The organism is Saccharothrix hoggarensis (genome assembly GCF_052936025.1).
This window is the reverse complement of the sequence record NZ_CP193624.1, coordinates 3,294,335-3,314,514: the sequence shown is the minus strand read 5'-3', so window position 1 is coordinate 3,314,514 and position 20,180 is coordinate 3,294,335. Positions and strand designations below refer to the sequence as shown.

Sequence of the window (20,180 nt, the reverse complement as noted above, 5' to 3'; positions counted from 1 at the left end):
CATCAGGCGCGGAAAAGGCGCCCGGTGTCAGGCTCGCTCCTCGGCCAGGCCGAGCCGCAGCCGGACCCGCGTGCCGCCCAGCGGTCCCCGGTCGACGGTGAGGGAGCCGCCGGTGGACTCGGCGGCCCGGCGGGCGATGTCCAGTCCGAGGCCGGTCGAGCCCGAGCCGCTGCTCCCCCGCCGCAACGCCGCTTCCAGGTCCTCGATGCCCGGCCCGGCGTCCTCCACCACGACCACCACCCGGTCGGGCTGGTGGAACAGCGCCACCACGAACCCGACCCCCTCGGGCGTGTGCCGGAAGACGTTGCCCAGCACGGCGTCCATGGCCGCGGCCAGGTCGCTGCGGGTCAGCGGGACGATCGCCCGCCGCTCGGTGCCGCGCAGGTTCCACAGCCGCTGCTGGTCGTCGGCGAGGGCGGACCAGAACACCAGCCGGTCGTGCACGACCTGGGCGGCGTCGCACCGGCCGCCGTCGGGGTCGTCCAGTTCCCGGCGGGCGGCCCGGACGAGTTCGTTGACCTCGCGTTCGAGCGCGTGCACGGCCTGCCGGACGCGATTGGCGTTGGGGTCCTGGCCGAGCGTTTCCGAATCGAGCCGCAACGCGGTGAGCGGGGTGCGCAGCCGGTGCGACAGGTCGGCCAGCAGTTCGCGTTCGTTGGCCAGCAGCTGGCCGATCCGATCGGCCATCCGGTTGAACGCGCCGCCCGCGTCCAGCAATTCCGGCGGACCACTGGGCGTCACCCTGGTCGTGAGATCGCCCTGGCCCATTTTGCGCGCGCCCTCGGCCAACGCGGCGGCGGATTTCACGACCCGCGCGCCGAGGCGGTCCGCGACGAGCACCGAACCGAGCACCAGGACGACCGCGACGCCGCTGAGCGCGAGCCACGCCTGGGTGACGCCGCGGGACAGCTCCGACTCCGGCACGTACGCCTCCACCACCGCCACCCGGTCCTCGGGCAGCAGCACGGGCTGGAGGTGCACGAACCCGGACGCGACGCGCTCGGTGGACGCCCGGCCCTGCTCGCGTGCGGCCCGGAGCTGGTCCTCGGTGGCCATCGGCACCCCGACGACCCCGCCGTCCGCCAGGTGCACCGCGAGGCGGCCGGCGGTCGTGCTGGCGAGGGCCTGACCGACGGACGCCGGGTCGCCGGTGATCACCAGGACCGGTGTGAGCGCGCCCGCGAGGCGTTCGGCGTCGGTCAGCGCCCGGTCCTCGGCGAGCTGCCGCACCACCAGGGCCAGCGGGATCAGGAACGCCAGCGCCACCATCGACGTGACGGCGAGCGAGACGAGCGCGAGCGACCTCCTCACTCGGCCGCCGTGAGCTTGAACCCGACACCGCGCACGGTGTGCAGGTAGCGGGGCTGGGCGGCCCGTTCGCCGAGCTTGCGGCGCAGCCAGGACAGGTGCACGTCGAGCGTCTGGTCGTCGTGCCGGCCGGGCAGGTTCCACAGGTTGGCGAGCAGCTCGGCGCGCGGCACCACCTTGCCCTCGCGGGCGGCGAGGTAGGCGAGGAGGTCGAACTCCTTGCGGGTCAGGTTCAGCTCGCGGCCGTCGAGCCGGGCCTCGCGGCGGTCGAGGTCGACGGTGAGCCGGCCGATCCGGAACGGCGCGGGCGCGGGTTCCTTGCGCGCCCGCCGCAGCACGGCGGACAGCCGCGCGGCCAGGTGCTCGCTGGAGAACGGCTTCACGAGGTAGTCGTCGGCGCCCGCGTTGAGGAGCCGGACGATCTCGCTCTCGTCGTCGCGGGCGGTGGCGACGATGACGGGCACGTCGCACACGCCGCGCATCATCCGCAGCGCGTCCGCGCCGTCCATGTCGGGCAGCCCGAGGTCGAGCACGACGAGGTCGAACCCGCCGCCGGTGATCTCCCGCAGCGCCTCCAGCGCGGTGCCGACGGGCAGGACGGCGTGCCCCAGCCCGGTCAACGCCCGCGTCACCGCCGACCGCACCACCGGGTCGTCCTCGACGAGCAGCACCGAGACCATGGCGGGCACGGTAACGCGGCCCGGTGGGCGCGTGATCGCACGGGGACCTCAGCGCGGCTCCGGGTGGAACAACCCGTCCAGCAGCACGGGGATCGCGCGCCGAGGGTCGGGGGTCGAGTCGACGGCCGCCTGCAGCATCGTCAGCACGACGACCACGTCGTCCAGCACGACGCCGCCGCGGAGGTGGCCCGCCGCCTGGGACAGGGCGAACGGGCCGCGCAACGCGTCCAGCAGCCGGCGCACGTGCCCACGCTGGTCGGGCTCGGGGAACCGGCGCAGCTCGTCGACCAGCGGGCGCATCGACACCTGGTACGCCATGACGGCGCCCAGCAGCGCGCGGAACGCGGCGGGGTCGTGGGCGTTGCGCTCGGCCGCCTCCGCCAGCACGCCCAGGTGCCGCCGCGCCACGGCCAGCAGCAGGGCGCGGCGGTCGGGGAAGTGCCGGTACACCGTCGCCTGGCCGAGGCCGGCGAGCCGGGCGACCTGCGCCAGCGACGGGGTCGTGCCCCGGACCACCAGCTCCTCGGCCACGCGGATGATCGACGCCCGGTTCCTCAGGGCGTCGCTGCGGCGCGGAACGGTCATGGCGGCACCCCGGCGAAGCGGTCCAGGTTACTCGCAAGTAACGAGAATAGCACCGTCTGTGATCCCTCGGAACGCCTTCGTAACGTCGGCGACCTGCCGCCTTCACCCCAGTGATCTCCGAGGAAGGACCGGACGTGCGCGGACGTCTTCTGAAGGTCGTGTGCGCGGTGCTGCCCGCCGCCCTGGCCGTCATGCTCACCTCGACCGGGGCGCGAGCCGCGGCCCCCGTCGACTACGTCGCCCTCGGCGACTCGTACTCCTCCGGGACGGGCGCGCCGCCGTACGTCAGCGGCTCGTGCTTCCGCAGCCCGCGCGGCTACGCCCAGCTCTGGGCGGACACCCACGCCGTGTCGTCGTTCAAGTACGCCGCCTGCGGCGGTGGCACCACGCAGAGCATGACCGACCAGTTCGCCGCGCTCGACGCGGGCACCGACCAGGTCACGATCACCATCGGGGGCAACGACGTCGGCTTCGCCAACACGATGATCACCTGCGTCACCGGCAGCGACAGCAGCTGCGTCAACGCCGTCGACAACGGGATCGCGGCCGCCCGCACCACGTTGCCCGCGCGGCTCGACACCACCTACGCCACCATCCGCGACCGCGCCCCGAACGCCACCGTGATCGTCCTGGGCTACCCGAGGCTGGTCGAACCGACCGGCACGTGCCTCAACACCACCAAGCGCACCGCCCTGAACCGGGGCGCGGACGCCCTGCACGAGGTGATCTCCGCCCGGGCCGCGGCCGCCGGCGTCCGGTACGTCGACGCCCGCGCCCACTTCGCGGGCCACGGCGCCTGCGGCCGGTCGCCGTGGATCAACCAGTTCTCGCTGTTCCGGCTGGCGGAGTCGTTCCACCCCAACGCCACCGGCTACAGCCAGGGCTACCTGGCGCTGCTCAACGGCGTCACCGGCTGACCGGCCCGGCCGGGTGGCGTGGGCTCCCGTCCACGCCACCCGTCCACGCCACCCGTCCACGCCACCCGTCCACACCGCCTGGCCACACCCGCCGCCCATGCCCGCCGTCCACGCCGCCCGGCCACACCGCCCGCCACGCCACCCGGCCCCGCCGCCTGACCGCGCCCGCCGCCCATGCCCGTCGTCCACGCCGCCCGGCCAGGGGTTCGCGCCCACGGGCCCGCCGGCAGGATGACCGCGTGACCAGGGGCCTGCAGTACCTCGCCGCGTGGTCGGCGTCGACGGCGGTCGCGGTGGCGCTGTCCTGGCTGGGCATCCGGTTCGTGCTCGACGCGGGCGTCCCCGAACGTCCTCGCGTCGTCGCGGGGCCCACGCAGTCATCCGCGATCCGCACCACCACCACGACGACCACGGTCGCCCCGACCACCACGACGACGGTGGCGGTGGTCGCGACGGCCGCCCCGACCACGACGGCGGTCGCCACCACCACGACCACTACCACCACACCGCCGCCCCTCCCGTCCGAGGCGGGCACGTGGACCGAGCAGGACGGCGAGCCGGTGTACCTGCGCAGCTTCCGCCTGCACGGCGGCGTGGCCGCGATCCGCTTCTCGCGCAGCGGGATCGACCCCATCTCCGCCACGCCGCGCCAGGGCTTCGCGGCCACCGTCGAGCAGCCCGCGGACGCCGTCGTGGTCGAGTTCACCGGCCCCGGCCACCGGTCACGGCTGGAGGCGACCTGGGTCGGCGGGCCGCAGTGGCGCATCGTGGAGACCGGCTAGCGGAACAAACTTCGACGTGTGAGGTGACGCCGGCGAGCCCGTGCCGCCGACCCACCCAACTCGTCCAACTCGGGCGACCCGCCCAACTCGGTCAACTCGGCCGACCCAGCCGGCCCAGGCAACCCGGCCAACCCGCACGAGCCGGCCGCTAGGCCAGCGCGACCTCGGCCCGCAGCCTCGGCAGCAGCGCGTGGAACGCGTCGCCGGGGCACACCGTGCCGTCCCAGAAGTCCCGGTGGCCGTGGATCTCCCGGGGCGGGATGCCGTACTGGCGGCAGACCACCGCGCACAGCCACACCAGGGCGTCCCACTGCGCGGCGGGCGGCGTCCCGTCGACGTACGTGCCCTCGTTCTCGATGCCGATCGAGTTCCGGTTCTGCCCGAACGCGTGCGCGCCCTCGACCATCCGGTCGCCCGCGAGCAGCGCGTCCAGGCTCCCGTGCCGCCCCTCCAGCACCACGCCGCCCCGCGTGACGGTGAAGTGCTGGCCGGTGTCGCCCCACCCGTGGCCCACGTGCAGGCGCTGGAAGAACCTGGCCAGCTCGTGCGCGTGCCGCCGCGACCCGTCCGCCACGTTCTCGGTGGCCGTGTGGTGGATCAGGAGGCGCACCGGCTTCCGGTCCACCCTCACCGGCCGGTCGGCGGGCGGCAGGGCGCCCCACTCGGCGCACGGCTCGACCCGCCGCCGGGCGGGTCGGGGCGGCAGCGTCGACGCGCCCAACCCGACCACCGCGCCCGCCCCGAGCAACACCGCGCGCCTGCTGACCACCGCTCCCCCGTTCCGCCGTCCAGGAGTTGATCACAGGGAACCCGCGCGCGGCCACCGATTCGTCACCCCCGGGGCCGATCACGGGCCGCTCACCGTCCGACACCGGCCCCCTGTCCAGCCTCTCACCCGTTCGCGTGGCGGACTCCACCCGATGGCCGAGTGGTGGTTCGATCGCGGTCATGACGCACCCCGGCGAACCGCACCGCGACGACCTCTCCGGCCGGCTCAACTGGCTGCGCGCCGGTGTCCTCGGCGCGAACGACGGCATCGTCTCGACGGCGGGACTCGTCGTCGGCGTCGCGGGCGCGACCGCGGACCGCACCACCATCCTCGCCGCGGGGGTCGCCGGGCTCGTCGCGGGCTCGCTGTCGATGGCGGGCGGCGAGTACGTCTCCGTCAGCACCCAGCGGGACACCGAGCGCGCCGCGCTCCGGCTGGAGGAGCGCGAACTGCGGGAGATGCCCGAGGAGGAGGAGCGCGAGCTGGCGGGCATCTACCAGGACAAGGGCCTGTCCGAGGACCTGGCCGCGAAGGTGGCGCGCGAGCTGACCGAGCAGGACGCGCTGCGCGCCCACGCCGAGGCCGAGCTCCAGATCGACCCGGACAACCTGACCAGCCCGTGGCAGGCCGCGTGGGCGTCGCTGGTGGCGTTCGCGGCGGGCGCGGTGATCCCGCTGGTCGCCATCGTGCTGCCGCCGACGGCCTGGCGGGTGTGGGCGTGCGCGCTGGCCGTGCTGGTGGGCCTGGCGCTGACGGGGGTGGTCAGCGCCAGGCTCGGGTCGAGCCGCGTGGGCCGGGCGGTGCGGCGGAACGTCGTCGTCGGCAGCCTCACGATGGTCGTCACGTACTACGTCGGTCTCCTGTTCGGCGTAGCGGTCGGCTGACCGAAGTCACGGAGCGCGCACACCCTCCGTAGCCGTCCGAAAAAAGTCACCACCCGAAGGTGTGGACTACGCAATGTGCGGGTACCCGCAGCCGACTTGTCACCGTTGAGCGCGACAAGCCCGGACTGGAGGTCTCCGCCGTGACGCACCCGCCCACCTTCGTCCTGTTCCCCCGCGACGAGAAGGCCGAACGCCGGGTCTGGACCCTCCTCGCGGCGCTGTTCGCGCTGGTGGCGGGCGTGAACGTCATCGTCGCGGTGAGCGAGGCGGCGTGGTGGCAGACCGCCGTGGCGGGCTTGTGCCTCCTCGTCGCCGCCGGCTGCCTGAGAGCTTCCCGACGCGCCAAAGGCTGATTTCAGACTGCACTGAAGCGATAGAACTCGCCGAAACTCTAGGCCGACCAGCCCTACCTCGCTGGTCGGAACGGCGTCAAGTAGTGGTGTGATTCACCACGACGCCCTCTCGGACTAGAGCCATAACCGCGAATTCACACTATCGTCACAAGACCCCGGCAACCCCGGTGCACCGCTCAGCGCCACCTCGACGACCCCATCCGGTCGCCGGGAGCGCGCACAAGGAAGTGCAGTTGTCCCGCACAACGGAGTGCGGTCCCACGCCGACGATCTCTCGGGCGTGGATCCACAGCCAGTACCAGCAGGCCGAGCTGTCCGCGTAAAGCCGCGCGCGGGGCGTTCGGCCGCATCCGTTTGCCCAAAAGACGAGGGCGAACAGACGACGCCACGGGAGGGCCCGTTGTGACCCACCACCAGCCGCGAGGCGGCCTCTACGACCCGCAGTACGAGCACGACGCCTGTGGCGTCGCGTTCGTCGCAGACCTGGCCGGTCGCAGAAATCACGCGATCGTGAGCCAGGCCTTGGTGGCCTTGCGCAACCTCGAGCACCGGGGCGCGCGTGGCGCCGAGCCGGACACCGGCGACGGCGCGGGCATCCTGATCCAGGTGCCCGACGCGTTCTACCGCGAGGTCGTCGGCTTCCCGCTGCCCGAGCCGGGCGGCTACGCGGTCGGCACCGCGTTCCTCCCGCACGAGGGCCAGGACGAGGTCAAGGCCGAGATCGAGCGCATCGCCCGCGAGGAGGGCGCCACCGTCCTCGGCTGGCGCGAACTCCCGGTGGACGCCGACCACGTCGGCCCCACCGCGAAGACCACCATGCCCGCGTTCAGCCAGCTCTTCCTCGCCGGTCCCGAGGGACCCCGCCCCGGCGGAGCGGCCCCGGACGGCCTGGAGCTGGAGCGGCTGGCCTTCGTCGTCCGCAAGCGCGTCGAGCACGCCACGGACGTGTACTTCCCGAGCCTGTCCGGGCGCACCATCGTCTACAAGGGCATGCTCACCGAGCCGCAGGTGGAGAAGTTCTTCCCCGACCTCACCGACGAGCGGGTGACGAGCTCCATCGGCCTGGTGCACTCCCGGTTCTCCACCAACACGTTCCCGTCGTGGCCGCTGGCCCACCCGTACCGGTACGTGGCGCACAACGGCGAGATCAACACCCTGCGCGGCAACCGCAACTGGATGGACGCGCGCGAGTCGGTCCTCGCCACCGACCTCATCCCCGGCGACCTGTCCCGGGTGTTCCCGGTCATCACCCGCGGCGCGAGCGACTCGGCGACGTTCGACGAGGTGCTGGAGCTGCTGCACCTCGGCGGGCGCAGCCTGCCGCACGCGGTGCTGATGATGATCCCCGAGGCGTGGGAGAACCACGCCGAGATGGACGCGCAACGGCGCGCGTTCTACGAGTTCCACTCCACGCTCATGGAGCCGTGGGACGGCCCGGCGCTGGTGTCGTTCACCGACGGCACGCTGATCGGCGCGGTGCTGGACCGCAACGGCCTGCGCCCGGCCCGGTACTGGGTCACCGAGGACGGCCTGGTCGTGCTCGGCAGCGAGGCGGGCGTGCTGGAGTTCGACCCGGCCACGATCGTGCGCAAGGGCCGGCTGGAGCCGGGCCGGATGTTCCTCGTCGACACCGCCCAGGGGCGGATCATCGACGACGAGGAGATCAAGGGTCAGCTCGCGGCCGAGCACCCGTACCAGGAGTGGGTGGCCGAGGGCATCCTGCACCTGGCGGACCTGCCCGCGCGCGAGCGCGAGGTGCCGACGCACTCGTCCCTCGTGCGTCGTCAGCAGGCGTTCGGCTACACCGAGGAGGAGATGGCCCTCCTGCTCAACCCGATGGCGCGCACCGGCGCGGAGCCGATCGGCTCCATGGGCAACGACGCCCCGTTCGCGCCGCTGTCGGACCGCCCGCGGCAGCTGTTCGACTACTTCACCCAGCTGTTCGCCCAGGTGACCAACCCGCCGCTGGACGCGATCCGCGAGGAGCTGGTGACCTCGCTGCACGCCACGCTCGGCGCGGAGCCGAACCTGCTGAGCGCGGACGCGTCGTCGTGCCGGCGGATCTCGCTGCCGTTCCCGGTGCTGGACAACGACGAGCTGGCCAAGCTCGTCCACGTGGACGACGACGGCACCCTGCCGGAGTTCCGCACCTTCACCGTGCGCGGCCTGTACGAGGTCGCGGGCGGCGGCGAGGCGCTGGTGCGCCGGCTGGACGAGATCCGGGCCGAGGTGTCGCAGGCCATCGAGGACGGCGCGCGGCTGGTCGTGCTGTCGGACCGGGGCGTGGACGCGACCCACGCGCCGATCCCGTCGCTGCTGCTCACCGGCGCGGTGCACCACCACCTCGTGCGCGAGAAGACCCGCACCCAGGTCGACCTGATCGTGGAGGCGGGCGACGCGCGCGAGGTGCACCACATCGCGCTGCTCATCGGCTACGGCGCGAAGGCGGTGAACCCCTACCTGGCCATGGCGTCGGTGGAGGAGCTGGCCGACGTCGAGCCGGAGGTCGCCACCCGCAACCTGATCAAGGCGCTGGGCAAGGGCGTCCGCAAGACGATGTCCAAGATGGGCGTCTCGACCGTCGCGTCCTACACCGGCGCGCAGATCTTCGAGGCGATCGGCCTCGGCGACGAGGTGGTGGACTCCTGCTTCACCGGCACCACCTCGCGGCTCGGCGGCGTCGGCTTCGACGTCATCGCCGAGGAGGTCGCGCGGCGGCACCGGACGGCGTTCCCGCCCGACGGCCTGCGGCCGCACCACCGGGAGCTGGAGGTCGGCGGCGACTACCAGTGGCGCCGCGAGGGCGAGGCGCACCTGTTCAACCCGCAGACCGTGTTCAAGCTCCAGCACTCCACCCGCACCGGGCGCTACGACATCTTCAAGGAGTACACGCGCGCGGTGGACGAGCAGGCCAAGCGGCTGTTGACGCTGCGCGGGCTGTTCGCGTTCAAGGAGGGCGTGCGCGAGCCGGTGCCGATCGAGGAGGTCGAGCCGGTCTCGTCCATCGTGAAGCGGTTCGCCACCGGCGCCATCTCCTACGGGTCCATCTCGCAGGAGATGCACGAGGTGCTGGCGATCGCGATGAACCGGCTGGGCGCGAAGTCCAACACCGGCGAGGGCGGCGAGGACGCCGAGCGGTTCACCCCCGACGCCAACGGCGACTCCCGCCGTTCGGCGATCAAGCAGGTGGCGTCGGGCCGGTTCGGCGTGACGAGCGAGTACCTGGTCAACGCGGACGACATCCAGATCAAGATGGCGCAGGGCGCGAAGCCCGGCGAGGGCGGCCAGCTGCCCGGCGCGAAGGTGTACCCGTGGATCGCCAAGACCCGGCACTCCACGCCCGGCGTCGGCCTGATCTCGCCGCCGCCGCACCACGACATCTACTCGATCGAGGACCTGGCCCAGCTGATCCACGACTTGAAGAACGCCAACCCGGCGGCGCGCATCCACGTGAAGCTCGTCTCCGAGGTCGGCGTCGGCACGGTCGCGGCGGGCGTCTCCAAGGCGCACGCGGACGTCGTGCTGATCTCGGGCCACGACGGCGGCACCGGAGCCTCTCCCCTGTCGTCCATCAAGCACGCGGGCGGTCCGTGGGAGCTGGGCCTGGCCGAGACGCAGCAGACGTTGCTGGCCAACCGGTTGCGCGACCGGATCGTGGTGCAGACCGACGGCCAGCTGAAGACCGGGCGGGACGTGGTGATCGCGGCGCTGCTCGGCGCGGAGGAGTTCGGCTTCGCCACCGCTCCCCTGGTCGTGTCGGGCTGCATCATGATGCGGGTCTGCCACCTGGACACCTGCCCGGTCGGCGTGGCCACGCAGAACCCGGTGCTGCGGGCGAAGTTCGCGGGCAAGGCCGAGCACGTGGTGAACTTCTTCGAGTTCGTCGCGCAGGAGGTGCGGGAGCTGTTGGCGCAGCTCGGTTTCCGCACCCTGGCCGAGGCCGTCGGGCACGCGGACCTGCTCGACACGCGGGCGGCCGTGGACCACTGGAAGGCGGCCGGGCTCGACCTCTCGCCGATCTTCCACGTGCCGGAGCTGCCGGAAGGCGCGGCGCGGCACCAGGTCGTGGCCCAGGACCACGGGCTGGACAAGGCGCTGGACAACACGCTGATCCAGCTCGCCGAGGGCGCGATCGCGTCCGGTGACCGGGTGCGGCTGGAACTGCCGGTGCGCAACGTGAACCGCACCGTCGGCACCATGCTCGGCTCGGAGGTGACCAAGCGGTGGGGCGGCGAGGGCCTGCCCGACGACACCATCGACATCACGTTCACCGGCACGGCGGGCCAGTCGTTCGGCGCGTTCCTGCCGCGCGGCATCACGTTGCGGCTCATCGGCGACGGCAACGACTACGTGGCCAAGGGCCTGTCCGGCGGGCGGATCGTCATCCGGCCGGTGCCCGACGCGCAGTTCGCCGCCGAGCAGCACATCATCGCGGGCAACGTGATCGGCTACGGCGCGACCGGCGGCGAGATCTTCCTGCGCGGCAAGGTCGGCGAGCGGTTCTGCGTGCGCAACTCGGGCGCGCTGGCCGTCGTCGAGGGCGTGGGCGACCACGGGTGCGAGTACATGACCGGCGGTCGGGTGGTCGTGCTCGGCCCGACCGGGCGCAACTTCGCCGCGGGCATGTCCGGCGGCATCGCCTACGTGCTGGACGCGGCCGTGCCGCGGGTCAACCCCGAGATGGTGGACCTCGACCCGTTGGCCGACGCGGACCGCGAGTTCCTGCGCGGCGCGGTGGAGAAGCACTACCTGGAGACCGACTCGGCGGTGGCGCACGCGCTGCTCGCCGACTGGGACCTGGCGGTGGAGCGGTTCACCAAGGTCATGCCGAAGGACTACAAGCGGGTCCTGGCGGCACAGGCCCGGGCCGAGCTGGAGGGCCGGGACGTCAACGAAGCGATCATGGAGGCGTCTCATGGCTGACCCTCGTGGGTTCCTCACCACCGAGCGTGAGACCCCCCGCAGCCGTCCCGTGTTCCTGCGCCTGCGCGACTGGCGCGAGGTCTACGAGGAGTTCGAGCGGCCCAAGCTGGAGAAGCAGGCCGGCCGGTGCATGGACTGCGGCATCCCGTTCTGCCACCAGGGCTGTCCGCTCGGGAACCTGATCCCCGACTGGAACAACCTGGTGTGGAAGGAGGACTGGCGGCTGGCGTCGGAACGCCTGCACGCCACAAACAACTTCCCCGAGTTCACGGGGACGTTGTGCCCGGCTCCGTGCGAGGCCGCGTGCGTGGTGGGGATCAACGGCGATCCCGTCACCATCAAGCGGGTCGAGATCTCGATCATCGACCGGGCCTGGGACGAGGGCTGGGTGACGCCGCAGCCGCCCGCGACGCGCACCGGCCGCAAGGTCGCCGTGGTCGGCTCCGGGCCCGCGGGCCTGGCCGCCGCGCAGCAGCTGACCCGCGCCGGCCACGACGTGGTGGTGCTGGAGCGGGCCGACGCCATCGGCGGGTTGCTGCGGTACGGCATCCCCGAGTTCAAGATGGAGAAGTGGCGGCTGGACCGCCGGCTCGACCAGATGCGGGCCGAGGGCACCGAGTTCCGGACGGGCGTGAACGTCGGCGTCGACGTCACGGTCGAGGAGCTGCGGGAGTCCTACGACGCGGTGGTCCTCGCGGGCGGCGCGACGGCGTGGCGTGACCTGCCCGTGCCGGGTCGGGAGCTGTCCGGCGTGCACCAGGCGATGGAGTACCTGCCGTGGGCGAACAAGGTGGCGCGCGGCGAGCTGGACGTGCCGCCGATCACCGCCGAGGGCAAGCACGTCGTCGTGATCGGCGGCGGCGACACCGGCGCGGACTGCGTGGGCACCGCTCACCGCCAGGGCGCGCTGTCGGTGACGCAGCTGGAGATCATGCCCCGGCCGCCGGAGAAGCGCGCCGAGGCCAACCCGTGGCCGACGTACCCGATGCTGTACCGGGTGACGTCGGCCCACGAGGAGGGCGGCGAGCGCCTGTACTCGGTCTCCACCGTGGAGTTCCTCGGTGACGACGAGGGCGCGGTGCGCGCGCTGAAGCTGGTCGAGGTCCAGGCGTCCGGTGGCCGGTTCGAGCCGGTGCCGGGCACCGAGCGGGAGATCCCGGCGCAGCTGGTGACGTTGGCGATGGGCTTCGTCGGCCCGGAGAAGGACGGCCTCGTCACCGACCTGGGCGTCGACCTGGACCCGCGGGGCAACGTCGCCCGCGACGACTCGTTCGCCACCTCCGTCGACGGCGTGTTCGTGGCCGGCGACATGGGACGCGGCCAGTCGTTGATCGTGTGGGCCATCGCGGAGGGCCGCTCGGCCGCCGCCGGCGTGGACGCCTACCTGACCGGCAGGCACGTCCTGCCGCGGCCGATCGAGCCGACCGACCGGCCGCTCGTGTGAGCCGTCCCGGGGCGCACAACGACGTGCGCCCTGGGACCCCCTACCCCGCGTGGCCGGCCAACGTCGTCCGGCCACGCGGTTCGTCAGCCCAGCGCCTCCGCGAGCCGGTCGAACGCCTCTCGCACGCGGTCCGACGCCCCGGCGTGCCGCAGGCCCATCGGGCTCGGCATCGGCGCCGTGATCACCGGGACGCGGCGGCCCAGCGCGGCCGTGGGTCCCGGACGGTTCCACTCGTCGCGGGCGACGACCCCCAGCAGCAGCACCGCCTTGAGGTTCGGCACCAGGTCAAGCGGTGCGGGGACGTCGTTCGTCACACCGCACCGCTCGTGCGCGCCGGGTCCGGTCCGGTCGGCCCCGGTGGGCGGGGGCCCGCCGCCCACCGGGGTCCGGTCACCGGAGCCGGTCGCCTACGGGCAGGTCTTCCAGGCGAAGTGGTACGTCGTCTCGACGCTGCCGTCCGTGGAGTCCATCGACATGAAGCTCGTGGTCGTCGTCGGGTCGGACGTGCCCGCGTTCACCCGCAACTCGGTGTTGATGTTGAACAGGCGCTGTTCACCGCACGGGTGGTAGACGATCGCGGCCAGTTCGGTGGTGTCGGTCGCCTGCCAGTCGTCGCTGAGCGGACCGGCGTAGGTGTGGTTCTGGTACGCCGTCGGCGACATGCCCTGGAAGTAGTAGTTCGCCCGTTCCAGACCGGTCGCGCCCCGCTCCAGGTGCGCAAGCCGCGGTAGTCGGCCTGCGCGATGCCGTAGGTGAACCCCTGCGGGATGTTCAGCCTCAGGTTGAGCTGGCAGTTCTTCCGGAAGTCGGTGGGCAGCGCCCCGACACCGACCTGCGCCATGAACTGGCTGTAGGTGACGGTGAACGCCTTGTTGTCCGGTGACACCGCCACCGCGGCGGTGCCGGCCGGGCAGCCCGATCCGTTGACGGTCACCACGTCGATGGTCATGTGGTCCGGCGGGGGTGTGCTGTTCGGCGCGCCGCCGGGCGGGATGACGATCGCCGCCGCCATGCTGGCGGCCACCACGAAATTGAACATGGAGCACCTTCCGACTCGTCCTCGAACGGAAATCGGCGGCGAATTACGCAGATCAGGGGCCGGTCGACCGTCGCCCGTGAGCGGCTAGCAGCGCTTCCACGAGAAGTGGTACGTCGTGCTCACGTTGCTGTCGGTCGAATCCATCACCATGAAGCTCGTGCCGGCGGACGTCCCCGCGGTGACCCGGAGTTCGGTGTTGATGTTCAGCATCCGCTGTTCCCCGCACGGCGCGTAGACGATGGCGGACCAGTCCGTGGAATCGGTGGCCTGCCAGTTGTCGCTGTACGGGCCGTTGAACGTGTGGGCCCGGCGCGCGGTGTCATCCCACTTCCGGACCGCGCGTTCGTTGAATTCGCGACAATGCCGAAAGAAGACGCGGGAGCGGCGTGCTAGTTGGGCCGGGCGGCGACCACTCGTCGGATCAGCCGCACGAGCACCTCGCGCTCGTCGTCGTCCAGCACCTCGAACCACCGCGCCTCGCGCCCGTTCTGGTGCGGGAAGACCCCCGACACGGCGGCGCGCCCCGCGTCGGTGAGCGCCACGAACACCACCCGCCGGTCCTGGCCGTCCCTGGTCCGCTCCACCAGCCCGGCCCGCTCCAGGGTGTTGATCAGGTTCGACATCGCCGACCGGGTCGTGCCGGTCAGGTCCGCCAACCGCGCGGGCTGCGTCGGGCCGAGGATCCACAGCTTGAACATCAACCGGAACCCGGGCATGGTCCAGCCCTGCTCGCGGTGCACCAGCGCCTCGTAGTCGGTGATCATCATGTAGGCCAGGTGCAGCACGTTGTAGGAGAGGCCGAACGCGTCGGCGTTGCCGCCCAGTTCCGCGATCCGGTGCCGCGCGAAGCGCTCGTAGTCGTGCTCCGTCACCACGTCGTCGGCGACGGGAACCTCGTGCTCTGCCACCCGCCGATCCTCGCAGGGCGACCCGGCCGACGGGACCCGAATGCGGCACACTGGCCGGCGTGATCGGGACGAGGCGGTTCGCCACCACGGCCTCGGTCGTGCTGGTGCTCGCCACCGCCGCGTCCGTGGCCGCGAGCTTCGACGTGGTCAAGGGCGAGGCCGCCGTCGTGCTGGACGACCTGGCCCAGCTCGCCACGGGCCTGTTCGCCACGGGCTGCTGCTGGTGGACGGCGCGCCGCGCCACGGGCCCGGACCGGCGCTGGCGGTACGCGATGGGCCTCGGCATGGCCGGCTGGTCCACCGGCCAGGCCCTGTGGACGTGGTACCAGTTGGTCGAGCGGCGGGCCGTGCCGTCGCCGTCGCCCGCGGACGCCGGGTACCTGAGCATCGTCCCGTGCGCGTTCGTCGCGCTGCTGGTCATCGGCAACTTCCGCCGCTCCGAGTCGCCCGACGCCCTGCTGGACCGCCGGTCCCGCAGCGCTCGCCTGGTGCTGCTGCTGGACGGCCTGATCGTCGTCGGGTCGCTGTTCGTGCTCACGTGGACGACGTCGCTCGGCGGGCTCGTCGCCGCGGGCAACCCCAGCACGGCGGCGTTCCTGGTGGCCATCGCCTACCCCGTGACCGACCTCGCGCTGCTGGTCATCGTGGTGGTGCTGAGCGCGGACCGGAAGGTCGTGCTGCGCCCCCAGCTGCGGCTGCTCGGGCTCGGCCTGGTGTGCCTCGCCGCGTCCGACTTCGCCTTCGCCTACCTGGTCAGCATCCAGGCGCCCGAGGTGCCGCCGCTCGCCAACGCGGGTTTCGTGGTCGGTCCGGCGCTGATCGCGCTGGCCGCGCTCGCGCCGCCGCCGGGCGCGCTGGCCGGGTCCACCCGCAACCGCCGGTCCTGGCAGTGGGCCTACCTGCTGATGCCGTACGTCCCGCTGCTGGTCAGCACGGTGCTCGTGCTGCGCCGCACGCTCATCGGCGACCTGCGGCCGTTGGACGGGGTCGAGATCGCCTGCGGCTTCACCGTGTTCGTCGCGGTCATCCTGCGGCAGCTCGTCACCCTCGTGGACAACACCAAGCTGGTCCTGCTGTTGCGGGACTCCGAACGCACGTTGACGCACCAGGCGCACCACGACCCGCTCACCGGGCTGGCCAACCGGGCCGTGTTCGAGCGCAGGCTGGACGACGCGCTGACCGAGCACCACCGCGACGGCACGCCGTTCGGGCTGCTGTTCGTCGACCTCGACGACTTCAAGGCGGTCAACGACGCCTCCGGCCACGCGCACGGCGACGCGATGCTCGAACAGGTCGCCCAGCGGCTGCGGCAGTGCGTCCGCGACACCGACGTGGTGGCCCGGCTCGGCGGCGACGAGTTCGGCGTCCTCGTCCAGGGCGTGGAGGAGCCCGAGCAGGTGGCGTTCCGCATCCTCGACACGCTCGGCGAGGAGATCAGCGCGTCCGTCGGCGTGGTGATCTGCGCGAACCACGACCCCGAGGCCACCGCCCAGTCCGTGCTCAAACGCGCCGACAAGGCCATGTACGAGGCCAAGCGCGACGGCGGCCGGGGTCTGGTCATCCACCCGTAGGAGTGACACGGGTTGCGCACCTCGGCGAGGACTCCCTGTTTGCGCTGCGCAATGTCAGGGCATTCGGGAACGTCCTGTTCACGCGACCGGAGGTACCGCGGTGTCACCCTCGGTAAGCGACAACGTGTTGGCCGACCGCTACCGGCTCCTCGAACCCATCGGGATCGGCGGCATGGCCGAGGTCCACCGGGCCTGGGACACCGTCCTTCAGCGGCACGTCGCCATCAAGCTGTTCCTGCCCGGCCTGGACCCCGCCGGCGCGCAGCGGTTCGACAACGAGGTGCGCGTCCTGGCCGGGCTCTCCCACCCCGCGCTGGTCTCCGTCTACGACGCCGACACCACCGGGCGCACGCCGTTCGTCGTGTTGCGCCTGGTCGAAGGCCCGACCCTGCGCGACCGGCTCGCCGACGGCCCGCTGCCCCTCGACGAGGCGCGCCGGCTCGGCGCCCGGCTGGCCGACGCGCTGGCGCACGTCCACGCGCACGGCCTGGTGCACCGCGACGTGAAGCCGTCGAACATCCTGCTCGACCACGAGGGCGACGCCTACCTCGCCGACTTCGGCCTGGCCCACCTGACCGGCGCCACGCGGCTGACCCGCACGAACCAGCTCGTGGGCACCGCCGCGTACCTCGCCCCGGAACAGGTGCTCGGCACCGACATCGACCACCCGGCCGACGTCTACGCGCTGGGCCTGGTCCTCCTGGAGTGCGTGACCGGCCGACGCGAGTACCAGGGCACCGAGGTCGAGGCAGCGGTCGCCCGGCTGCACCGCGCTCCGGCCGTCCCGGAGGACCTGCCCGCCGACGTCCGCCGACTGCTGGAGGCGATGACGTCGTCCATGCCGCAGGACCGCCCAACCGCGCACGACTGCGCGTCGGCCCTGCGCACGGGAACCCCGCTGTTCGGCGGCGCGGGCGTCGAGCCCGAGACCGGCGATCCCACCGAAGAACTCCCCCGTGCCGCGCGCGTCCCGTGGAAGGGGCTCGTGGCCTCGGCGGGCGCGCTGGTGGGCGCGTTCGCGATCACGGTTGCCGCGATCTCCGAGGAACGGCCCACCACCTCGTCGCCGGCCGCGACCGTGACCGCGACGCAGCAGGCCGCCCCCGAAGAGCCCGTCCCGTCGACCCAGTCGCCGGAGCCGGTCCAGCCCCGGTTCGTCGGCACGCCCCAGGGCGCGGACACCACGCCTCCGCCCGCCACGCCGGAGCAGGAGGCCTCGACGCGGGAGCAGGCCGGCCCGGCCGCCGACAAGCCGAAGCGCGGCAAGGGTTCCGACGAGGTCCCCGGCAAGGCCGGCAAGAACGGCCGGTGACGGGCGGCGGTCAGACGTCGCGCCGCTCGTCGATCTCGACCGACGCGACCACCTCGTCGAAGGACTCGTAGCGTCCCTCCGGGATCGAGTGCAACGCGTGGACGGTGTCCTCGTCCGCGTTGTTGCGCGACGCGTGGTCCACCAACTGGCCCTTGTCCGCCGGGTAGACCACGTCGCCCAGCACGTTGCGCAACCTGCTCACCGTCGTCGTGTCGCTCATCGCCATCCTTCCGCCTCGGCACGTAGCCCACCGGTTACCCGGCGCCGGCGGCCCGACACGTCGCGACTACCGGCCCTCCCGCGGCAAGCGGCCCGTCACCTTGGGCACGAACGCGTAGATGCTGGCCGGCGAGCCGGAGCCGCGGCGGTTGACCGTGCCGCCGACCAGGATGTGCGCGCCCTGCTCGGGCAGCTGCGCCAGGTTCGCCAGGATCTCCAGGCTGATCCGGTGCTCGCGGTAGAGCAGCTTGGACACGCGGTACTCGACGTCGGTGGCGGGCTCGGGGCTGAACGTGTCGGTGCCCAGCGCGCCGCGACGGCCGAGCCGGCCGGTGTTCACCAGCCACTGCACGGCTTCCAGCGAGAAGCCCGGCTGGTGCATCTGGCCGGCGGCGTCGAAGTTGAAGAACGCCGGCGTGCCCCAGCGGGCCTCCCACCCGGTCCACAGCACGACCGCCGCCTCGTTCGGGATGCGGCCGTGCCGCTGCTCCCAGCGCTGGAGGTCGGCGACGGTCACCTCGTAGTCGGCGTTCGCGGCGGCCTGCGCCCGCACGTCGACCTTCACCGCGGGCAGGAACAGGTCCTCGGCGTCCAGCTCGTCGGCGTACGGCTGGTCGTCGTTGAAGTGGGCGGGCGCGCCCCAGTGCGTGCCGGTGTGCTCGCCCTGCTCCACGTACTGCAGGTAGAACCCGTGCTCCGGCACCGTCGTGACGGTGGTGAGCGTGAACGCCGGGTCGCCGGGGTACACGTTCGTCCGGTCCGGGTCGTTGACGTGCGCCAGGTTCACCAACCGGTAGTCGCACAGGGCGAGTTGGCCGGGCCGCCCGGCCGCGCCGGCCGACCCGCTGCCCGCCGCGATCATGCCGCCCACCGCTGTCGCCACACCCGCGAGCATCGACCGTCTCCGCACCGAAGACCACTCCTCTGCCTAGCCGTCACCCGATCCGGGCAACGGTACCGGCTGGGTGATCACATGACGATGACCTGCCGGACGGCATCTCCGGAAGCCAAACGGTCGAACCCGGTGTTCACCTCGTCGAGGGTGAGCCGACCCGACAGCAGTTCCGGCACGGGCAGGAGCCCGGCCAGGTAGAGGTCGACGAACCGGGGCACGTCCCGCCGCGGCACGCACGAGCCGAGGTAGCTGCCCTTCAGGGTGCGTTCCTCGGCCACCAGGCTCAACGCGTTGAGCGAGATCGTGCGGTCGGGGTGCGGCAGGCCGACCGTCACCGTCGTGCCGCCCGCGGCGGTCGCCAGGTACGCCTGCTCCAGCACGGCCGCGACCCCGGTCGTGTCGATGACCTTGTCCGCGCCGCCGCCGGTCAGGTCCCGCACCGCCGCCACCGCGTCCGGACCGCCGGCCACGTCGTGCGTCGCGCCCAGCTTCCGCGCCAGCGCCCGCTTGTGCTCCACCACGTCCACCGCGACGACCTGGGCCGCGCCGGCCGCCCGTGCCGCGAGGAGCGCGGCGAGCCCGACACCGCCGAGCCCGAACACCGCCACCCGGTCCCCCGGCACCACGTTCGCGCTGTGGAACGCCGCGCCCGCGCCGGTGAGCACCGCGCACCCGAACAGGGCCGCGACCTCGAACGGCAGGTCGGCGGGCACGGCGGTCGCCGACTTCTCCGACACCACGGCGTACTCGGCGAACCCGGACACGCCCAGGTGGTGGTTCGGCCGCGTGCCGTCGGGCAGCCGGAGCCGGCGTGCGCCGCTCAGCAACGTGCCCTCGCGGTTGGCCGCCGCACCGGGCTCGCACAGCGCCTGCCGCCCGGACACGCACCGCCGGCACGCGCCACACGCGGGCACGAACGACAGCACCACCCGGTCGCCGACGGCGAACTCCGACGCGCCGGGCCCCGTCTCCACGACCTCGCCCGCGGCCTCGTGGCCGAGCACCATCGGCAGCGGCCGGACGCGCGAGCCGTCGACCACCGACAGGTCGGAGTGGCACAGCCCGGTGGCGCGCACCCGCACCAGCAGCTCGCCCGGACCCGGCGGGTCCAGGTCGAGGTCGAGCACCTGGAGCGGTCCTCCGACCTCCGTCAGCACGGCGCCCTTCACGCGACCACCAGTCCTTCCATCGCGGCACGCAGTTCGGTCGGGATCGGCACCGGCTTGCGGGTGCCGCGGTCGGTGAAGACGTGCACGAAGTGGCCTTCGGCGACCACCTCGTCCCGTCCTTCGGGGTAGAAGCCCAGCTCGTAGCGGACGCTGGAACGGCCGAGGTGGCCGATCCGCAGGCCCGCGTCGACCGCCTCGGGGAACGCCACGGACGCGCGGTAGTTGCAGTGGGACTCGACGCACAGCCCGATCGCCTGGCCGCGGTGGATGTCCAACCCGCCCTCGGCGATCAACCAGGTGTTGATCACCGTGTCCATGAAGGCGTAGTGCACGACGTTGTTGACGTGGCCGTACACGTCGTTGTCGTGCCACCGGGTGGGGATCCGCTGCCAGTGCGGGTAGTCCTCACGCACGCGACCTCC

Annotated in this window: 20 protein-coding genes and 1 pseudogene; 9 read left to right on the top strand and 12 right to left on the bottom strand. The window is 72.6% G+C overall.

Annotation, left to right across the window (positions count from 1 at the left end):
- Positions 1-27: 27 nt before the first annotated feature.
- From ACRAKH_RS15385 to ACRAKH_RS15375, 3 genes are read right to left on the bottom strand one after another with little or no spacing between them, the layout of a single operon-like run.
- A complete protein-coding gene (locus ACRAKH_RS15385) occupies positions 28-1,311 on the bottom strand; it encodes a HAMP domain-containing sensor histidine kinase (RefSeq protein ID WP_380730071.1) in 1,284 nt (427 codons plus the stop codon).
- The gene (locus ACRAKH_RS15380) at positions 1,308-1,988 is read right to left on the bottom strand and encodes a response regulator transcription factor (protein ID WP_380730074.1); all 681 of its coding nucleotides are present in this window, start codon (positions 1,986-1,988) and stop codon (positions 1,308-1,310) included. The genes ACRAKH_RS15385 and ACRAKH_RS15380 overlap by 4 nt, the downstream gene beginning before the upstream one ends.
- Before the next feature lie 48 nt (positions 1,989-2,036).
- Positions 2,037-2,573 (bottom strand): TetR/AcrR family transcriptional regulator, encoded by a 537-nt coding sequence (locus ACRAKH_RS15375; protein WP_380730076.1) that lies wholly within the window; start codon positions 2,571-2,573, stop codon positions 2,037-2,039.
- 134 nt (positions 2,574-2,707) lie between these two features.
- Here ACRAKH_RS15375 and ACRAKH_RS15370 point away from each other — a divergent pair, with 134 nt between their 5' ends.
- Both ACRAKH_RS15370 and ACRAKH_RS15365 read left to right on the top strand, forming a co-directional pair.
- Complete coding sequence (locus ACRAKH_RS15370; protein ID WP_380730078.1) at positions 2,708-3,490, top strand: SGNH/GDSL hydrolase family protein; 783 nt, start codon at positions 2,708-2,710, stop codon at positions 3,488-3,490.
- A 239-nt stretch (positions 3,491-3,729) separates the two neighbouring features.
- Positions 3,730-4,272: a hypothetical protein gene (locus ACRAKH_RS15365; protein WP_380726418.1), complete on the top strand. Its 543-nt coding sequence runs from the start codon at positions 3,730-3,732 to the stop codon at positions 4,270-4,272.
- A gap of 148 nt (positions 4,273-4,420) precedes the next feature.
- Here ACRAKH_RS15365 and ACRAKH_RS15360 read toward each other — a convergent pair whose 3' ends face one another.
- The gene (locus tag ACRAKH_RS15360) at positions 4,421-5,041 is read right to left on the bottom strand and encodes a peptidoglycan recognition protein family protein (protein ID WP_380726420.1); all 621 of its coding nucleotides are present in this window, start codon (positions 5,039-5,041) and stop codon (positions 4,421-4,423) included.
- Between the two features lie 179 nt (positions 5,042-5,220).
- Between ACRAKH_RS15360 and ACRAKH_RS15355 the strand changes: the two genes are divergently transcribed.
- From ACRAKH_RS15355 to ACRAKH_RS15340, 4 genes are all read left to right on the top strand, one after another.
- Positions 5,221-5,925: a VIT1/CCC1 transporter family protein gene (locus ACRAKH_RS15355; RefSeq protein WP_380726422.1), complete on the top strand. Its 705-nt coding sequence runs from the start codon at positions 5,221-5,223 to the stop codon at positions 5,923-5,925.
- A 140-nt stretch (positions 5,926-6,065) separates the two neighbouring features.
- Entirely contained in the window at positions 6,066-6,278 is a 213-nt protein-coding gene (locus tag ACRAKH_RS15350) for a hypothetical protein (RefSeq protein ID WP_380726424.1), read from the top strand.
- A gap of 402 nt (positions 6,279-6,680) precedes the next feature.
- Positions 6,681-11,201: a glutamate synthase large subunit gene (gltB, locus tag ACRAKH_RS15345; protein WP_380726425.1), complete on the top strand. Its 4,521-nt coding sequence runs from the start codon at positions 6,681-6,683 to the stop codon at positions 11,199-11,201.
- The gene (locus ACRAKH_RS15340; RefSeq protein ID WP_380726427.1) at positions 11,194-12,645 is read left to right on the top strand and encodes a glutamate synthase subunit beta; all 1,452 of its coding nucleotides are present in this window, start codon (positions 11,194-11,196) and stop codon (positions 12,643-12,645) included. Before gltB ends, ACRAKH_RS15340 begins: the two co-directional genes overlap by 8 nt.
- Before the next feature lie 83 nt (positions 12,646-12,728).
- Here ACRAKH_RS15340 and ACRAKH_RS15335 read toward each other — a convergent pair whose 3' ends face one another.
- A complete protein-coding gene (locus ACRAKH_RS15335) occupies positions 12,729-12,959 on the bottom strand; it encodes a hypothetical protein (protein ID WP_380726429.1) in 231 nt (76 codons plus the stop codon).
- Positions 12,960-13,052: 93 nt separating this feature from the next.
- Positions 13,053-13,582 (bottom strand): annotated as a pseudogene (locus ACRAKH_RS15330) (DUF4360 domain-containing protein).
- Here ACRAKH_RS15330 and ACRAKH_RS15325 point away from each other — a divergent pair.
- Positions 13,500-13,772 (top strand): hypothetical protein, encoded by a 273-nt coding sequence (locus ACRAKH_RS15325; protein WP_447010000.1) that lies wholly within the window; start codon positions 13,500-13,502, stop codon positions 13,770-13,772. The pseudogene ACRAKH_RS15330 and the gene ACRAKH_RS15325 sit on opposite strands and share 83 nt — an antisense overlap.
- Here ACRAKH_RS15325 and ACRAKH_RS15320 read toward each other — a convergent pair.
- Both ACRAKH_RS15320 and ACRAKH_RS15315 read right to left on the bottom strand, forming a co-directional pair.
- A complete protein-coding gene (locus tag ACRAKH_RS15320; protein ID WP_380726431.1) occupies positions 13,769-14,155 on the bottom strand; it encodes a DUF4360 domain-containing protein in 387 nt (128 codons plus the stop codon). The genes ACRAKH_RS15325 and ACRAKH_RS15320 overlap by 4 nt on opposite strands.
- Positions 14,074-14,592, bottom strand: a complete 519-nt coding sequence (locus tag ACRAKH_RS15315) for a MarR family winged helix-turn-helix transcriptional regulator (RefSeq protein WP_380726433.1) — start codon at positions 14,590-14,592, stop codon at positions 14,074-14,076. Before ACRAKH_RS15315 ends, ACRAKH_RS15320 begins: the two co-directional genes overlap by 82 nt.
- Positions 14,593-14,651: 59 nt before the next feature.
- Between ACRAKH_RS15315 and ACRAKH_RS15310 the strand changes: the two genes are divergently transcribed.
- Together ACRAKH_RS15310 and ACRAKH_RS15305 are read left to right on the top strand one after the other, a co-directional pair.
- Positions 14,652-16,163, top strand: coding sequence for a diguanylate cyclase domain-containing protein (locus tag ACRAKH_RS15310; RefSeq protein WP_380726435.1), 1,512 nt, complete (start codon positions 14,652-14,654; stop codon positions 16,161-16,163).
- A gap of 100 nt (positions 16,164-16,263) precedes the next feature.
- Positions 16,264-17,475: a serine/threonine-protein kinase gene (locus ACRAKH_RS15305; RefSeq protein ID WP_380726437.1), complete on the top strand. Its 1,212-nt coding sequence runs from the start codon at positions 16,264-16,266 to the stop codon at positions 17,473-17,475.
- 10 nt (positions 17,476-17,485) lie between these two features.
- Here ACRAKH_RS15305 and ACRAKH_RS15300 read toward each other — a convergent pair whose 3' ends face one another.
- The 4 genes from ACRAKH_RS15300 to ACRAKH_RS15285 form a co-directional block, all read right to left on the bottom strand.
- Positions 17,486-17,695, bottom strand: a complete 210-nt coding sequence (locus ACRAKH_RS15300) for a DUF2795 domain-containing protein (protein ID WP_380726439.1) — start codon at positions 17,693-17,695, stop codon at positions 17,486-17,488.
- Positions 17,696-17,761: 66 nt separating this feature from the next.
- Entirely contained in the window at positions 17,762-18,577 is an 816-nt protein-coding gene (locus ACRAKH_RS15295; RefSeq protein ID WP_380726441.1) for a cyclase family protein, read from the bottom strand.
- Between the two features lie 86 nt (positions 18,578-18,663).
- Positions 18,664-19,758 carry a zinc-binding dehydrogenase gene (locus ACRAKH_RS15290; RefSeq protein WP_380726443.1) on the bottom strand — a complete coding sequence of 365 codons (1,095 nt, stop codon included), beginning with the start codon at positions 19,756-19,758 and terminating at the stop codon, positions 18,664-18,666.
- Positions 19,755-20,171, bottom strand: a complete 417-nt coding sequence (locus ACRAKH_RS15285) for an acyl-CoA thioesterase (protein ID WP_380726445.1) — start codon at positions 20,169-20,171, stop codon at positions 19,755-19,757. Before ACRAKH_RS15285 ends, ACRAKH_RS15290 begins: the two co-directional genes overlap by 4 nt.
- Positions 20,172-20,180: the final 9 nt, after the last annotated feature.

Bases quoted from the DNA above. Each gene is read 5' to 3' on its own strand.
- ACRAKH_RS15380 (WP_380730074.1), bottom strand. From the start codon at position 1,988: ATGGTCTCGGTGCTGCTCGTCGAGGACGACCCGGTGGTGCGGTCGGCG.
- ACRAKH_RS15375 (WP_380730076.1), bottom strand. From the start codon at position 2,573: ATGACCGTTCCGCGCCGCAGCGACGCCCTGAGGAACCGGGCGTCGATC.
- ACRAKH_RS15355 (WP_380726422.1), top strand. From the start codon at position 5,221: ATGACGCACCCCGGCGAACCGCACCGCGACGACCTCTCCGGCCGGCTC.
- ACRAKH_RS15340 (WP_380726427.1), top strand. From the start codon at position 11,194: ATGGCTGACCCTCGTGGGTTCCTCACCACCGAGCGTGAGACCCCCCGC.
- ACRAKH_RS15300 (WP_380726439.1), bottom strand. From the start codon at position 17,695: ATGAGCGACACGACGACGGTGAGCAGGTTGCGCAACGTGCTGGGCGAC.